Origin of the sequence: Ralstonia pickettii, from assembly GCF_016466415.2 — a bacterium.
GTDB lineage: Bacteria > Pseudomonadota > Gammaproteobacteria > Burkholderiales > Burkholderiaceae > Ralstonia > Ralstonia pickettii.
Map to the genome: position 1 here is coordinate 2,266,251 of NZ_CP066771.1, position 16,275 is coordinate 2,282,525.

General features: G+C 65.6%; 12 protein-coding genes and 1 pseudogene. 5 read left to right on the forward strand and 8 right to left on the reverse strand.

Annotated elements, in window-relative coordinates; translation table 11 throughout:
• Positions 1 to 16: 16 nt before the first annotated feature.
• The 3 genes from RP6297_RS10695 to hemC are packed head-to-tail and all read right to left on the reverse strand — an operon-like array spanning position 17 to position 4,358.
• A complete protein-coding gene (locus RP6297_RS10695; RefSeq protein WP_037028262.1) occupies positions 17 to 1,210 on the reverse strand; it encodes a heme biosynthesis protein HemY in 1,194 nt (397 codons plus the stop codon).
• Between the two features lie 2 nt (positions 1,211 to 1,212).
• Positions 1,213 to 3,327, reverse strand: a complete 2,115-nt coding sequence (gene hemDX / locus RP6297_RS10700) for a fused uroporphyrinogen-III synthase HemD/membrane protein HemX (RefSeq protein WP_037028261.1) — start codon at positions 3,325 to 3,327, stop codon at positions 1,213 to 1,215.
• A gap of 14 nt (positions 3,328 to 3,341) precedes the next feature.
• A complete protein-coding gene (gene hemC, locus RP6297_RS10705) occupies positions 3,342 to 4,358 on the reverse strand; it encodes a hydroxymethylbilane synthase (protein ID WP_012762544.1) in 1,017 nt (338 codons plus the stop codon).
• A 109-nt stretch (positions 4,359 to 4,467) separates the two neighbouring features.
• Between hemC and ppc the strand changes: the two genes are divergently transcribed.
• Positions 4,468 to 7,476 carry a phosphoenolpyruvate carboxylase gene (gene ppc / locus RP6297_RS10710; RefSeq protein WP_037028259.1) on the forward strand — a complete coding sequence of 1,003 codons (3,009 nt, stop codon included), beginning with the start codon at positions 4,468 to 4,470 and terminating at the stop codon, positions 7,474 to 7,476.
• Here the strand turns inward: ppc and RP6297_RS10715 are convergent, their stop codons facing one another.
• Positions 7,477 to 8,157, reverse strand: coding sequence for an MFS transporter (locus RP6297_RS10715; protein ID WP_370452738.1), 681 nt, complete (start codon positions 8,155 to 8,157; stop codon positions 7,477 to 7,479).
• Between RP6297_RS10715 and RP6297_RS22820 the strand changes: the two are divergent.
• A pseudogene (locus tag RP6297_RS22820) lies at positions 8,065 to 8,340 on the forward strand (hypothetical protein); the annotation flags it as partial. The gene RP6297_RS10715 and the pseudogene RP6297_RS22820 overlap by 93 nt on opposite strands.
• A 123-nt stretch (positions 8,341 to 8,463) precedes the next feature.
• Here RP6297_RS22820 and RP6297_RS10720 read toward each other — a convergent pair.
• Positions 8,464 to 9,069 (reverse strand): ferritin-like domain-containing protein, encoded by a 606-nt coding sequence (locus RP6297_RS10720; RefSeq protein ID WP_037028257.1) that lies wholly within the window; start codon positions 9,067 to 9,069, stop codon positions 8,464 to 8,466.
• A 208-nt stretch (positions 9,070 to 9,277) separates the two neighbouring features.
• On the opposite strand from RP6297_RS10720, the gene RP6297_RS10725 reads away from it, so the two are divergent.
• The 3 genes from RP6297_RS10725 to argH all read left to right on the forward strand — a co-directional run bounded on the left by RP6297_RS10725 (position 9,278) and on the right by argH (position 12,163).
• The gene (locus RP6297_RS10725) at positions 9,278 to 9,925 is read left to right on the forward strand and encodes an RNA polymerase sigma factor (protein WP_024972310.1); all 648 of its coding nucleotides are present in this window, start codon (positions 9,278 to 9,280) and stop codon (positions 9,923 to 9,925) included.
• Positions 9,925 to 10,644 (forward strand): anti-sigma factor, encoded by a 720-nt coding sequence (locus RP6297_RS10730; RefSeq protein WP_037028256.1) that lies wholly within the window; start codon positions 9,925 to 9,927, stop codon positions 10,642 to 10,644. The genes RP6297_RS10725 and RP6297_RS10730 overlap by 1 nt, the downstream gene beginning before the upstream one ends.
• Before the next feature lie 103 nt (positions 10,645 to 10,747).
• Positions 10,748 to 12,163, forward strand: coding sequence for an argininosuccinate lyase (argH, locus tag RP6297_RS10735; RefSeq protein ID WP_037028254.1), 1,416 nt, complete (start codon positions 10,748 to 10,750; stop codon positions 12,161 to 12,163).
• Positions 12,164 to 12,235: 72 nt separating this feature from the next.
• Here the strand turns inward: argH and RP6297_RS10740 are convergent, their stop codons facing one another.
• The 3 genes from RP6297_RS10740 to RP6297_RS10750 form a co-directional block, all read right to left on the reverse strand.
• On the reverse strand, positions 12,236 to 14,515 hold the full coding sequence (locus tag RP6297_RS10740; protein ID WP_037028253.1) for an arginine/lysine/ornithine decarboxylase: 2,280 nt from the start codon (positions 14,513 to 14,515) through the stop codon (positions 12,236 to 12,238).
• A gap of 73 nt (positions 14,516 to 14,588) precedes the next feature.
• On the reverse strand, positions 14,589 to 15,155 hold the full coding sequence (dcd, locus tag RP6297_RS10745; RefSeq protein WP_004632155.1) for a dCTP deaminase: 567 nt from the start codon (positions 15,153 to 15,155) through the stop codon (positions 14,589 to 14,591).
• Between the two features lie 195 nt (positions 15,156 to 15,350).
• Positions 15,351 to 16,226, reverse strand: coding sequence for a formate dehydrogenase accessory sulfurtransferase FdhD (locus tag RP6297_RS10750; RefSeq protein ID WP_037028250.1), 876 nt, complete (start codon positions 16,224 to 16,226; stop codon positions 15,351 to 15,353).
• Between the last annotated feature and the right edge of the window lie 49 nt (positions 16,227 to 16,275).

Genomic DNA, 16,275 nt, shown 5'->3' on the forward strand with positions numbered 1-16,275 from the left:
GTCATCCCGGCCTTTGTCATTTCACGGCAAGCAAGGCGCTTTGCCGATAGTGTCGCTGGGCCTCTTCCATCCGCTCCGTCTGCTCGAACATCTGCGCCAGTGCCAGGTGCGCATGGGCGCGCAGGTTGCCTGGATGGTCTGCATCGGCATACTTCAACGCCGATTCCAGGCTCGACTGCGCCTTGCCCCAGAGCTGCTCCTTGAAGCACAGCATGCCGAGCGTGTAGAACAGGTCGGCATCCACCGGATGCTGGCCAAGCCATTTCTCGGCTTGCTGGATCAGCGGCAACGCCTTGCCGGGCACTGCGCAATCCGCATAGCGGCGGATCAGGCGACCATCCCAATGCGCCTTCAGGCCGTCTTCGACGATGCGTTTCGCATCATCGGTGCGACCCAGCTGCACAAAGTACAGCGCCGCCTGCGAAGCGATGCGCGGTGAGCGGCGCTCCTCCGGAGTGAGTTCGCGCCAGAAGCTGTTGAGGGCATCGGCATCGTGCCGGCGCTCGGCCAGCAGCGTTTCACAGGCCATCTGCTTGAGGCGCGCGGCCAGCACCGAATGGATGGCGTTGCGCTTTTCCAGTGCGCGCGTGAGGCGCAGCACCTCGCCCCAGTTCTTCAAATGCTGATGCGCCCGCAACGCAATGCGCTGCGCCTGAATCTGCCGCGAACCCTGCGATTGCAGTTGCGCGATCTTCTCGAGCGCGCCTTCCGCATCGCGCGCATCGACCAGCAGTTCGGCCATCGACACAAGCTTCGCCTGCTCACGATCGGGCGAGGACACTTCGGCCATCCACGCGTCGCGGCGCTCGGTCTCCTGCATGCGGTGTGCGGCACGGGCGCCGATCAGCGCGGCCGTTTCGCGCTGCGGCTCCCAGGCCTGGGCTTCGCGCGCCTGGCGTTCCGCATGGCCGAAGCGGCCGGCAAACAGGCTTTCCATCGCTTCGCGCAGCGCCGCCGAAGCCTTCAGAATGCGGTTGCGCTCGCGATACGCCGCGGCACGCGCTGGCATACCGGCCACATAGTGGAAAAGGCGCATCACAAGATGCAGCACCACGAAGGTCGCCAGCAGCGCAGCCAGCACGAAGTTGAGCGACATCTCCACCCGGTACGGCGGGTAGAACAGCACGACGTTGCTCAGATTGAGTTCGGTAAACAGCGCCAGCCCCACGGCGGCGGCAAACAGGAGCGCGACCCAGAATACCCAGCGCATGCTCACTCCTTGCCCGAACCGCGCACGGCGGCAAGGCTGTCGGCCAGCGTCGGCACTTGCAGCGTGCCAACCATCGCGCGCACTTGCGAGAGCTGATTCTGCACCGTGGTCACGCGCGAAGATTGCGTATCGAAGTAGCGTGCGAGCAGCGTATCGGCGCGACCGAGATCGGCGCGGAACACGGCTTCATTGCGCGAGAGCAACGCCAGGCGCGCATTCATCAGGCGCAGCTTGAGGTTTTCGCGCAGGAACCACGCTTGGTCGGAAGACAGCAGCAGTGCCTCGGTCTGATCGACGCGGCGCACCTGTACGATCTGGCCGAGTTCGCCGCGCACGTCGTTCCACAGGCGGCCCCACCAAGCGCGCACGCCTGCCGACCATCCGGCGTTTGGCGGCGTCGAGGCAACGGGCGCCGACGCAGCGTGTGCCTTGGCATTCTTCGAGGGTTTCGCCACAGTATGCGGCGCCTGCGCAGCCTGTTCCGCCTCCAGCGGCTGGGCCGACGAGACGAGCGGCAGCGTATCGACCGCGTTGATGGCGTCATCCAACCGCAGCGCAGCACCGGCCAGATCAAACGACGGCATCGCCTTGAGCTTGGCCATGTCGCGCGATACCGCCCGACGCACGGCGTTGAACTGCGGCTTGTCGAGCGTGGCCAGGCGCGCGTCGATCGTTTGCAGCGCAGCCAATGCACCCGCGACGTTGCCGGTCAGTTGCAGTTGTTCAGCGGTCACTTCCAGCGAACGCTGGATCTCGGCGCGCTGCCAGTCATCGCGGTTGCGCAGAAGGTCTTGGTTGGCCTGCTCGAGGGCGGCCTGGCGATCGCGCGTTTCCGCAGTGCGGGCATCCAGCGCGCCAAACTTCTGCTGCAGCTGGGAAACCGAATCCTGATCGGCCCGCGAGAGCACGCGCATCTCCTGCGCCAGCGCCTCGTTCGTTTGGGCGCGCTGACGGATCTCGCGTGCAAGGCGTTCGTTGCGCACCTGTAGCGCGGCCACTGCCGCCACGACCGCGACCAGCGCCACCCAGATGATCCAACCGCCACGGCGCGGCGCATGGTTGACCGTCATGGTGGGCGCAAACGCAGCCGGCGGAGCAGCAGGCGCAGGACTCGGCTTGACGGCTGCGGGCGCTGGCGTTGAAGCGGGAGCGGGAGCGGACGAGGGAACGGGAGTCTGCGTCACAGTGGAAGAAGAAGTAGACGGGTCTGAATCATCCGGCACCGTTGCTGGGGCATGCTCGGGAGCCCATATCGGCCCGGCCCAGGCGAGCACGCTGGCGAGGAGCCGGTCGTCGCCGGCGCCGGTCAGCGTCACATCGCGGAAACCCAGCGATTCGGCCTGTTCGACGATGCGGGCGTGCGAAGCAAAGCATGGCGCGCCGTGCAGCGTATCGAGATCAGCGGGCGACAGATTGGCGCGGGCCAGCTCATCAAGATTGCGGACGGCCTCGGAGCTGGTGAGCGTCCAGGCGTGGCGGGACGAAAGCACGGCACGCAACGCAAGCCACGCAGCGGCATCGGGTACCGGCACGCTGCGCCGATAGGCTTCCACCGTGCGGACCGATGCACCGGCTTCGCGCAGTTGGTCAGCCAGCCATTCACGGCCACCGTTGCCGCGCACGATCAACACTTCACGGCCACTGAGCGAAGGCACATCCAGCCGCGCGTACAACGCCTCGGAATCCTGGCGGGCGTCGTCGGCATGCGTGTCGGGCTTGATCACGCTGTACGCGGGCGGCGCAACGCCGTGCGTGGCAAGCGCTTGTGCGCTCGCGGGCCCCACTACTGCCACCGGCACTTCCTGCGGCCAGCGGAAGCCTTCCGGCATGGCGGCAAATGCCTGCTGCACGGCGTTGGGACTCACGAACACGACGAGCGCATAGCGCGAAGGATCACCCAACGCGGCACGCAAGTCGTCGAGATTGGGCGTCGGCGCAATGTCGAGCAGCGGAAACTGGTGCGTCCGCAGGCCGTGGCGCTCAAGCGCCGCCACCAGCATGGGCGCCTGAGCACGCGGCCGCGTGACCACGACCACGGGCGGGGGTGCCGGTTGAACAGGCGGCGAGCTGGATGCGGGCGACGATGGTGACAAGCGCGGTGGCAAGTGGTCGTCCATGGCGGGCCGTGCGGTTAGGTAGCGGGTGGCGCGTCGGCGCCCAGCATGGAGAGGATGTCGCGTGCGCCGCCTGCCAGCATCTGCTGCGCGACGCGCACACCCAGCGCGTCGGCATCGGCCAGCGTGGATGGCGTGGCTTCGCCATCTGCGGCAAGTTTGCGGGTGCCGTCCTGCGACGCCACAAAGGCACGCAGGCGCAAGGTGCCTGCGCCCGACCACTGCGCGAACGCGGCCAGCGGCACCTGGCATGAACCGCCCAGAATGCGGGAAACGGCGCGCTCGGCGGTTACAGCCAGCGCTGTCGGCGCATCGTGCAGCGGCGCGAGGCACGCGCGCACCTCTTCACGATCCGCGCGAATTTCAATGCCGAGCGCGCCTTGCCCTGCTGCCGGTAGCGATTCTTCTGGCGCGATGGTCGAGCGGATGCGATCAGCCAGCCCAAGGCGCCTGAGCCCGGCGGCGGCCAGGATGATGGCGGCGTAGTCGCCGCGGTCAAGCTTGCCGAGACGCGTATCGAGGTTGCCCCGCAGCGGTTGGATGACCAGATGCGGAAACCGCGCCCGCAGCGATGCCTCGCGGCGCAGGCTGGACGTACCGACGACCGCGCCGGCCGGCAGCGAGGCCAGATCGGCGTAATCGTTGGAAACAAAGGCATCGCGCGGGTCTTCGCGTTCGAGAATGGTGGATAGCGCAAAGCCTTCCGGCAATTGCATCGGCACATCCTTGAGCGAATGCACGGCCAGATCGGCACGCCCTTCGGCCAGCGCGACCTCCAATTCCTTCACGAACAAACCTTTCCCCCCCACCTTGGCGAGGGAGCGGTCGAGAATCTGGTCGCCGCGCGTGGTCATTCCAAGGATGGACACGTCGCACGCCGGATAGTATTTTTGCAATGCAGCACGCACGTGTTCGGCTTGCCAGAGGGCGAGCCGGCTTTCGCGCGAGGCGATGACCAGCTTGGTCGGCGCCTGGGCTGCAGGAGTCGTAGCAAGCTGGGATTGACGGGAAGTCGGGCGGGCGTTGGAAGACATGCGGCAATGTTAGCACGCAGCTTTTTCGCGACAGTCCGGCTATCACGTTGAAGTGATACAGAAACGAGGGCCCTTCAGGCACCTTCGAGCACCCAACCTAGGAGACACCATGACGCAGCCCGCCGCGCGCCGCGCTTCCTCGCGCGCGACCACCGCCCGCAAGGCTTCCGCCGCTCCCGCCAAGACCAGCGAGACCCCCAAGGCCATCAAATCTGCCAAGCCCGCCGCGAAACCCGTGGCCAAGGCCAATGGCGCGGACGGAGCCAATGGCGCATCACTCGGCCCCACTTCCCGGCGCTCGTCGGGCAGCGCCGCGGCCAAGGATCAGCCGCTGAAGGAAGACATCCGATTCCTCGGGCGCCTGCTGGGCGACGTGCTGCGTGACCAAGAAGGCGGCACCGTCTTCGAAACGGTCGAGACCATCCGCCAGACCGCTGTGCGCTTCCGCCGCGACGGCGACCGCCAGGCCGAGCAGGATCTCGACCGGCTGCTGAAAAAGCTCTCGCGTGACCAAACCACATCGGTGGTGCGCGCCTTCAGTTACTTCTCGCATCTGGCGAACATCGCTGAAGACCAGCATCACAATCGCCGCCGCCGCGTGCATGCGCTGGCCGGATCGCCGCCGCAGCCGGGCAGCCTGATGCGCGCGCTGCAGTCTGCCGCAGATGAGGGCCTGTCGGGCGATGTGCTGCGTCGATTCTTCGAATCCGCGCTGATCGTGCCGGTGCTGACCGCGCACCCGACCGAAGTGCAGCGCAAGAGCACGCTCGATGCGCAACGCGAAATCGCGCGCTTGCTGGCCGAACGCGACGCACCGCTGACCACGCGTGAACGCGAGCGCAACACCGCGTTGCTGCGCGCCCACGTCACCAAGCTGTGGCAAACGCGCATGCTGCGCACCACGCGCCTGATGGTGGCAGACGAGATCGAGAACGCGCTGTCGTACTACCAGACCACCTTCCTGCGCGAAATCCCGGCGCTGTACCGCGAGCTGGAAGAAGACATTGCGACCGTGTTCCCGCGTCGCGGCGCACGCGGCGAGCCGGCTCCGCTGCCGCCCTTCTTCCAGATGGGCTCGTGGATCGGCGGCGACCGCGACGGCAACCCCTTCGTGACCGCAACGACCTTGCGCGACGCCGCACAAAAGCAGGCGAGCGTGATCCTGGCGTGGTATCTGGAAGAGATCCACGCGCTGGGCGCGGAGTTGTCGATGTCGACCTCGCTGGTGGATGTGAGCGCGGAACTGCAGGCGCTGGCCGAGCGCTCGCCCGACCATTCCGAACACCGCGCGGACGAACCATACCGCCGTGCGCTGATCGGCGTCTATGCGCGACTGGCCGCCACCTGCCGTGAGCTGACCGGTGAAGACGCCGGCCGCCACGCCGTCGGGCCCGCTCCGGCTTACAGCAACGCAGAAGAACTGCGCGCCGACATCCAGATCGTGATCGATTCATTGGCGGCGCACCACGGCGAAGTGCTGGCCGATGCGCGACTGGCATCGCTGGCGCGCGCGATCGATGTGTTCGGCTTCCACCTGTCATCGATCGACCTGCGGCAAGTGTCAGACGTGCACGAAGCGACCGTTGCCGAGCTGCTGAAAGTGGCCGGTGTGGAAGGCGCCTATGCGGCGCTGTCCGAGGCCGACAAGCGCACGCTGCTGCTGCGCGAGCTGCAACAGCCGCGCGTGCTGACGCTGCCGTTCCATGCCTACAGCGAGCAGACCACGTCGGAGATCGACATCTTCCGCGCCGCCCGTGAGGTGCGCGCCCGCTACGGCAATCGCATCGTGCGCAACTACATCATTTCGCACACCGAGACGCTGTCCGACTTGCTCGAAGTGATGTTGCTGCAGAAGGAAGCCGGCATGTTCCGCACGGGCGCCAATGGCAGCGGCAGCGCCGCGCTGGACGTCATGGTGATCCCGCTGTTCGAAACCATCGAAGACTTGCGCAACGCCCCGGAAATCATGGGCGACCTGCTCGCTCTGCCCGGCTTCGATGCCGTACTGGCCGCGCAAGGCAACGAGCAGGAAGTCATGCTCGGCTATTCGGATTCCAACAAGGACGGCGGCTTCCTCACTTCTAACTGGGAGCTGTACAAGGCCGAACTGGCGCTGGTGGAGCTGTTCCAGCGCAAGGGCGTGCGCCTGCGCCTGTTCCACGGCCGCGGCGGCACGGTCGGGCGTGGCGGCGGTCCGACCTACCAGGCCATCCTGTCGCAGCCGCCGGGCACGGTGAACGGGCAGATCCGCCTGACTGAGCAGGGCGAAATCATCTCCAGCAAGTTCGCCAATCCAGAGATTGGCCGGCGCAACCTGGAGACCATCGTCGCCGCCACGCTGGAAGCCACGCTGCTGCCGACGCGCAACCGCCCGAAGGGTCTTGAAGAGTTCGAAGCCGCCATGCAGGCGCTGTCGGACAACGCCTTTGCCGCGTACCGCAACCTCGTCTACGAAACCCCGGGCTTCAAGGACTACTTTTTCGCAACCACGCCGATCACCGAGATTGCCGACCTGAACCTCGGTTCGCGCCCGGCCTCGCGCAAGCTGATGGACAAGAAGCACCGCCGCATCGAAGACCTGCGTGCGATTCCGTGGGGCTTCTCATGGGGCCAATGCCGTCTGCTGCTGCCGGGCTGGTTCGGCTTTGGCAGCGCGGTGCAGCGCTGGCTCGACGATGCGGGCAACGCCAAGGCCCGCGCCGCCCGCCTGACCACGCTCAAGCGCATGCACAAGCAGTGGCCGTTCTTTGCGAACCTGCTGTCGAACATGGACATGGTGCTGTCCAAGGCCGATCTGAACGTCGCCTCGCGCTACGCCCAGTTGTGCGACGACCGCAAGCTGCGTAACGCGGTGTTCTCGCGCATCTCGGCGGAGTTCACGTTGACCGAGCAGATGCTGGCCGCCATCACGGGGCAGTCGGAGCGCCTGGCCGACAACCCGCTGCTGGCGCGTTCCATCAAGAACCGCTTCCCGTACCTTGACCCGCTGAATCACCTGCAGGTCGAGCTGCTCAAGCGCTTCCGCTCGGGCAAGGCCGGCAGCGACGATGCACGCGTGCGGCGCGGCATCCATCTGTCGATCAACGGGATTGCCGCGGGCCTTCGGAACAGCGGCTGATCAGGCAGCCAGCGCGGTGGCGGCCGGTCGTCGGCTGATCCACGCCATCGCCATCGCGCCGGCGTACGACAGCGTCATCAGGCCAAACACCATCGGCGAGGCGTGCGCCAGCTCGGGCACCACCGTCACGACGGCGCCCGCCGCTGCCACGCCAAGCAAACTGCCGGTCTGCCGCGCGGCGTTGAGCAAGCCCGACGCCGTGCCGGCCAGCTCGCCCGGCGCCGCAGACAGGATGGTCGACGTCATGGGCGCAATCGCCAGCGCGGTACCGCCGCCGTACGCCATCATCGTTGCGCTCACCACCCAAAGGTGCACCTGCCCTGTCAGTGCAGCCGACGTGGCCAGCAAACCCGCTACGCAGATCCCGAGGCCGCTGGGCATCAACGTCGGCGTAGAAAAATGCGCCATCAACTTGCCCGCGAAGATATTGCCCGCCGACAGGCTGATCGCCATCGGCAACATGACGAGGCCGGTCTGGCGCGCACTCAGGTGTTCGACGTTCTGCAAATGCAGGCTCAGCACGAACAGGGCACCGTAATAGCCGAAGTTCAGCAGAAACCCCACGCCATTGACCGCGCCCAGCGTGCGATGCCCCAGCCAGGCCAGCGGCACCAGCGGCGCACGCGCCTGACGTTCGGCCAGGACGAACAGCGCGCCGGCCACTCGATCGCGGCAAAGCACAGCGCCGCAAGCATCACCGGGCGCGTCGTCTTGCAGAGCAACTCGGCGCTGGCGCTGTTCGAGGCGGTAGCCGCCGGCATTGGGATGACCGAACTGGTGTGCTGGCGTGCGCAGATCTATCCGCAACTTGTGCGTGTGTTGCGCAATCGCCGCAGCATGCAGGACGTCTGGCTCGTGACGCACGCCGGTCTGCACAAGACCGCGCGCGTGCGTGCCCTGCTCGATTGCATCGTCGAAGCGTTCGACGCGCCAAAAAAAAACCGCCACACCGTAACGAGCAGCCGGTGTGGCGGCCCAACAAACCGCTCAGCTGATGAACGCCACCGGCACCGGGTCTTCACCCAGCACCGAGAGCAGCACCGCCCAATGCATCGTCTCGTCGCCCAGGATGCTGGCGGCAGCCTTGGCGAGGTCGCGCGTGTAGAAACTCGGCATCACCCCCAAGTAGGCCGAGGCAGCCCCCTTCTCCAGCCCGGCGGCAAAACGCAGCACGTCGGCCTGCGTCTTCAACTGGCTGACCGGGAAGTTGTATTCCGCCACCTTCTTTTCCATGACGGGCGTGCCGCCCAGCTTGGAGACCGTGCCCGCCAGCACCGATGCATGTGCCTTGTGGTGGCCCTGGAACTTCACGGCCGTTGCCAGCACGGGCTTTTCCAACAGGCCGCTTTCCGCGCCCACCTGATAGGCGGCGATGGCCTGATACTCGAGCCCGAGCGCCACGTTCAGGATGTTGACGTCGTCTTTCACGCTGCCCGATTGCGTCTGCGCCCACGCCGGCATCGACTGCCCCAGCGACACCGCCGCCAGCGAGCCCAGCGCCATCAGCCCCGGAGCGCGCAGCAGCACGCGGCGGCGCGAATCGATGCGCGGGTTCTCCCCTTCGAACAGATCCATCTCCTTGGTCGTATCCATCGTCCGTCTCCTTGCATGTGTTGGGAAGAAGCGCGACCCATATACTGCCGAGGTGCGGATCGCAGGCGTTTATCCAGCGCCTGATCGTTTGTACGAAGGGCGTACCCAACTGGATGCAATAAAACCTCAGCGCCTTTCACGTGAATTCACCCACGACCACGGTTTCTACCTACACTTTAGGCAAAACCGTCCACAGAAAACTGCCCACGTGCTCACCTATCAGCGCACCGCCGAAGACCCCGCCGCGCAACCTGCCGACCCGCCAGCGACGTCCGCAGCAGCGCGCCCCCCGAGCGCCGACGCTGAAGAGTTGGCCGCATTGCTGCAACGCATCAGCCTGGGCGACCGCGACGCCCTGCGCACGCTATACACACGCTGCGCACCGAAACTGTTTGGGCTCGCGCTGCGTATCTTGGTCAGGAAGGACTGGGCCGAGGACGTTTTGCAAGAAAGTTTCGTCAACATCTGGCGCCATGCCGGCGATTACCGCCCGCATCTGGCCGCCCCCATGACGTGGATGACCACCATCGTGCGCAACCGTGCACTCGACTGCCTGCGCCGGCAGCATGCCGAGCGCGTGCAGGAATCCGTGCCCCTGGACGACGCCTACGCCGATGTCCTGGCCGACCACGCCCCTGGCCCTGCGGACATCGCGCTCGCCGGTCAGCAGGCCCGCGCGCTGGCCGAATGCCTCAAGCGCCTCGACCCGAAGCAGCGCCAGGTCGTGTCGCTCGCCTATCTGCGTGACCTGTCGCACAGCGAGCTGGCGCAAACGCTCTCGCTGCCGCTGGGTACCGTCAAATCCTGGATGCGACGCGGGCTGGACCGCCTGCGCGAATGCCTCGGAGCACCGTGATGGACCCGCGCCGCCACCCCGATCTCGTCGACAAGCTGGCCGCCGAATATGCGGTCGGCACCTTGCGCGCCGGCGCACGCCGCCGGTTCGAGCAGATCCTTCGCCACGACGACGCCGTGCGCGCCACGGTTGAACGCTGGCAACGCTATCTGGCCGACTTGCCCGCGCTCCAGCCTGCCACGGCGCCGCTGCCGGAAATCCTCTGCCGCGTGGAAGTGCAACTCGGCTGGCGCGAGCCGACGCCGGCGCGGAAGGCGCTCTGGCAACGGCTTTGGCAAGGCACCGGCTTCTGGCGCGGCGCCACCGCAGTCGCGGCGGTTGTCGCGGCGGTCGCGATCGGGCTGAGCCTGCGGCTGGCGCAGCAATTGCGTGATGCACCTGTCGCCAACGCCGTGGCCGTGCTGCAGGACGCGCAGGCCCAGGCGGCCGTCCTCGTCACCTGGGATGCGCGCACCGGCACGCTGTCGCTCAAGCGGCTGGACGCAACGCCGCTCAATACCGAACAAGCCTTGCAGCTCTGGGCGCTGCCGCCCGGCGGGCATCCGCAGTCACTTGGGGTGATCGGGCATCAGCGCGCCGTGCGGTTGACGGTGGCGCAGCCGTTGCGGCAAGTGCCGGCGCTCGCCATCAGCGTGGAACCGCGTGGCGGCTCGCCCAATCCGGAGGGGCCGACGGGGCCGGTGGTCTTCAAGGGCGCGCTGATCGACAGCACGCTGTAGGCACCCCGGCGCGGGGGCCGGAAGGCCCGGCGGGCGATATAATCGCGGTTTCCTGAATTTGCGGCTGGCGCCTCGCCGGCCGCGCTCCTCCTGCTGTCCGCCCATGACCTCCCAACTCGCCAAGAAGGCCGAAGCGTGGTCCGCCCGCTTTAACGAGCCGGTGTCCGATCTTGTCAAGCGCTATACCGCGTCGGTGTTCTTTGACAAGCGCCTCGCTCTGTTCGACATCCAGGGCTCGCTGGCGCACGCTGCCATGCTCGCCAAGCAGGGCATCATCGCCGAAGCCGATCGCGCCGCCATCGAACAAGGCATGGCGCAGATCCGCCAGGAGATCGAAGCCGGCACGTTCGAGTGGAAGCTGGACCTGGAAGACGTGCACCTGAACATCGAAGCGCGCCTGACCGCCATGGCGGGCGACGCCGGCAAGCGCCTGCACACGGGCCGCTCGCGCAACGACCAGGTCGCCACCGACATCCGCCTGTGGCTGCGCAGCGAGATCGACAACATCGTCGGTCTGCTCAAGGCCCTGCGCGGCGCGCTGCTGGACTTGGCCGAGCAGCACACCAACACCATCGTCCCGGGCTTCACACACCTGCAGGTCGCGCAGCCGGTGGTGTTCGGCCACCACCTGCTGGCCTACGTCGAGATGTTCACGCGCGACACCGAGCGCATGCTCGACGCTCGCAAGCGCGTCAACCGCCTGCCGCTGGGCGCCGCCGCGCTGGCTGGCACGAGCTACCCGATCGACCGCGAGTTCGTTGCACAGCAACTCGGCTTTGACGGCGTGTGCCGCAACTCGCTGGACGCCGTGTCCGACCGCGACTTCGCCATCGAATTCTGCGCCGCTGCGGCGCTCGTCATGACGCACATCTCGCGCTTCTCTGAAGAGCTGGTGCTGTGGATGAGCCCGCGCGTCGGCTTTATCGACATTGCTGACCGCTTCTGCACCGGCAGCTCGATCATGCCGCAGAAGAAGAACCCGGACGTGCCGGAACTGGCGCGCGGCAAGACCGGCCGCGTCAACGGCCACCTGATCGGCCTGCTCACGCTGATGAAGGGCCAGCCGCTGGCCTACAACAAGGACAACCAGGAAGACAAGGAACCGCTGTTCGACACCGTGGATACGGTAGTCGACACGCTGCGCATCTTTGCCGACATGGTGCCGGGCATCACCGTCAAGGCCGACGCGATGCGTGCCGCCGCGCTGCAGGGCTATGCGACCGCCACCGATCTGGCCGACTACCTGGTCAAGCGCGGCCTGCCCTTCCGCGATGCACATGAAGCCGTGGCCCACGCCGTGCGCGCGTGCGACGACCTACGCTGCGACCTGGCGGATCTGTCCGTCGCGCAGCTGCGTGACATCTGCGGCCTGGGCGACAAGTCCGACCTGATCGGCGACGATGTGCACGCCGTGCTGACGCTGGAAGGCTCGGTCGCTTCGCGCAACCACATCGGCGGAACGGCGCCGGAGCAGGTGAAGCAAGCCATTGCGTTTGCTCGGGCGGCGCTGGCTGAGTAATTCGCAGCCGCTTCAAACAAAAACGCCGCGCTGAGTTGATCAGCGCGGCGTTTTTGTTTGTGCGACTGAAACTCAGCGCACGCAGTCGACAAAGTACTCCATCCTGCCGTCGACCTCTTCCTCGACCAGCCCGTGGATGTCGGTCTCGAAGCCCGGGAACAGCTTGTTGAACTCACGTGCAAACTGCAGGTACTGCACGATCGTCTTGTTGAAGCGCTCGCCCGGAATCAGCAGCGGAATGCCGGGCGGATACGGCGTCAGGAGGATGCCGGTGATGCGGCCTTCCAGATCGTTGATCGCGACACGCTCGGTCTCGCGGTGCGCCATCTTGGCCCAGGCATCCGACGGGATCATCGCAGGCTCCATATCCGACAGGTACATCTCGGTCGTCACACGGGCCACGTCGTTGGCCTGATAGACACTGTGGATGCTGTCGCACAGTTCACGCAGGCCGATGCGCTCGTATTGCGGATATTGGCGCACGAATTCCGGCAACACGCGCCACAGCGGCTGATTGTTGTCGTAATCGTCCTTGAACTGCTGCAACTCCGTCACGAGCGAATTCCAGCGGCCCTTGGTGATGCCGATGGTGAACATGATGAAGAACGAGTACAGACCGGTTTTCTCGACGATGATGCCGTGCTCGGCCAGGTAGCGCGTGACGATGGCGGCCGGGATGCCGGAATCGCTGAACTTGCCGTCCACATCCAGGCCCGGGGTGATGATGGTGGCCTTGATCGGATCGAGCAGGTTGAAGTCTTCGGCCAGGTTGCCGAAGCCATGCCAGCGCTCGTTGGCCTTCAGCATCCACGCTTCGCGTTCTTCGATGCCTTCGTCCGACAGGTCGTTCGGACCCCAGACCTTGAACCACCAGTCGTCGCCGCGGCCGTTGCCGCCATTCGTGCCCAGGTACTCGTGCTCGACCTTGCGCATGGCGCGGCGGAAATCCAGCGCTTCGGCAATGCTCTCTTCCACCAGCGCGGTGCCGCCCGGCGCTTCCATCATCGCGGCCGCGACGTCGCACGACGCAATGATCGAGTACTGCGGGCTCGTCGAGGTATGCATCAGATACGCCTCGTTGAAGCGATACGTATCGAGCTTGCGCGTCTCGGAATCCTGCACGAGGATCTGCGAGGCCTGTGACAGACCCGCCAGCAGCTTGTGCGTGCTCTGCGTGGCGTAGACCAGCGCATCCTTGCTGCGCGGACGGCCGTGGCCGATCGCGTGCATGTTCTCGTAGAACGGGTGGAACGACGCGTGCGGCAGCCACGCTTCGTCAAAGTGCAGCGTGTCGATTTCGGTCGACAGCATGTTCTTGATCATCTCGGCGTTGTACAGCACGCCGTCGTACGTACCCTGCGTGATGGTCAGGATGCGCGGCTTCTTGTTCTTGGCCTTGCTGGCAAACGGATGGTCGGCGATCTTCTTGGCAATCGTTTCCGGCTCGAACTCGCTCTTCGGGATCGGGCCGATGATGCCGAAGTGGTTGCGCGTCGGCATCAGGAACACGGGAATCGCGCCCGTCATCATGATCGCGTGCAGATTCGACTTGTGGCAGTTGCGGTCGACGACCACGATGTCGCCGGGCGCCACGTTGGCGTGCCACACCATCTTGTTCGACGTCGACGTGCCGTTGGTCACGAAGAACATGTGGTCCGAACCGAAGATACGCGCAGCGTTGCGCTCAGACGCGGCAACCGGGCCCGTATGGTCCAGCAACTGGCCGAGTTCTTCCACCGCGTTGCAGACGTCGGCGCGCAGCATGTTCTCGCCGAAGAACTGGTGAAACACCTGCCCCACCGGGCTCTTCAGGAACGCCACGCCGCCCGAGTGCCCCGGGCAATGCCACGAATACGAGCTGTCCTGCGCGTAGTCGATCAGCGCCTTGAAGAACGGCGGCGGCAGCGAATCCAGATAATTGCGCGCTTCACGGATGATGTGTCGGGCCACGAACTCGGGCGTGTCCTCGAACATGTGGATGAAGCCGTGCAGCTCGCGCAGCACGTCGTTCGGCAGATGGCGCGAGGTGCGCGTTTCGCCGTACAGGAAGATTGGGATGTCGGCGTTGCGGCGGCGCACTTCGGCCACGAAGGCGCGCAGGTTTTCGACCGCTTCCGGTTCCGGCTTCTCGTTGTCGGGATTGATGAACTCGTCGTCGTCGATCGAGACGATGAAGGTGGACGCGCGGCTCGACTGCTGCGCAAACGAGGTCAGGTCACCATAGCTGGTGAGGCCGATGACCTCCATCCCTTCGGTTTCGATGGCCTCGGCCAGCGCGCGAATGCCCGACCCGGAGATGTTCTCGGAGCGGAAGTCCTCGTCAATGATGATGACGGGAAAACGGAATTTCATCGTGGTTCCTTATGGATGAAGCTAAAGGCACCGCTCCGGATACGCCTGAACGCGCGGAAACGGACTGCAAACACTAGGTCTTGGGCAACGTCACACCGTGCTGGCCCTGATACTTGCCACCACGGTCCTTGTACGAGGTTTCGCATTCCTCGTCGCTCTCGAAGAACAGCACCTGCGCGCAGCCTTCGCCGGCGTAGATCTTGGCGGGCAGCGGCGTGGTGTTGGAGAACTCCAGCGTCACGTAGCCTTCCCACTCGGGCTCGAACGGCGTGACGTTGACGATGATCCCGCAACGCGCATACGTGCTCTTGCCCAGACACACGGTCAGCACGGTGCGCGGGATGCGGAAGTACTCCATCGTGCGGGCCAGCGCGAACGAGTTCGGCGGGATGATGCACACATCGCCCTTGAAGTCGACAAACGACTTCTCGTCGAAGTTCTTCGGATCGACGATGGTGCTGTTGATGTTGGTGAAGATCTTGAATTCGTCGGCGCAGCGGATGTCGTAGCCGTAGCTCGACGTGCCGTAGGACACGATGCGGCGCCCATCGGATTCGCGCACCTGACCGGGCTCGAACGGCTCGATCATGCCGTGCTGCTCGGCCATGCGGCGGATCCACTTGTCGGATTTGATGCTCATGGAGCGTCCAGATACCTTGGATGAACAAATGGGGGCAGCCTTCGCGATGCGAAAACTGTCCCCATTTGGTCACGCCAGCGGCCGGGCCCGCGGCTGGGGCCGGTTTGGAACGCGGATTGTACTCCCAAACCTGTGACGGAAAACCCCGTATCGGCTGACGGCTTGCGCTGGCCTTGTCGAACCACCCAGGGCAGATCAGCCCCCGGATTCCGCCGCCTGGGGCAGTTCTCCGCGCGGCCCGACAGAGCCGGCCATCTCCGGCTCGGCCACAAACCGGTCGCGTCCCGTGTAGAGCAGAAAGTGGCGCCCGGTGCACCGCGCAAACAGCGTCAGATTGACCCGCTGCGCCATCTGGTGGCCCATCTGCGTAACACCCGAGCGCGATAGCAGGAACGGAATGCCCATCTGCGCGCCCTTGATGACCATCTCGGAGGTCAGGCGGCCGGTGGTGTAGAAGATCTTGTCGCCGCCGTCCATGCCCTCCAGCCACATGCGGCCGGCGATGGCATCCACGGCATTGTGGCGGCCCACGTCTTCGATGAAGTGCAGCAGTTGGCCGTGCGCGTCGAACAACGCGCAGCCATGCACAGAGCCTGCTTGCTTGTAGATCGACTGCTGCAGGCGGATGGTGTCGACCACGCGGTACAGCGTGGTCTGCGTCATGCGGGCGTCAGGCGGTAGATGGATGGCGTCGATCTCGTCCATCAGCGAGCCGAACACGGTGCCCTGCCCGCAGCCGGTGGTCACGGTGCGGCGGGCCGTCTTCTCGTCCAGGTCGGCAATGCCGGCGCGCGTGGTGACAGCGGCCGATTCGGTTTCCCAGTCGACCTGGATGGAGGCGATGTCTTCGATGCTGCCGACCAGGCGCTGGTTACGCAGATAGCCCAGCACGAGCGCTTCGGGGGCGCCGCCCAGCGTCATCAGCGTCACCAGTTCGCGCTTGTCGAGGTAGACGGTGAGGGGGCGCTCACCGGGGATATAGACATGGCGAGCGCGGCCCAGCTCGTCGAACACTTCAACCTCGTCGAGCAGTGGAACGGAAGCATTGGTCAGTTCTGGGCGCAGCGGCATCGATGTCTTCGTTCAAATAAAAATGCGCACGGCAAGCGTGCGCATGGTG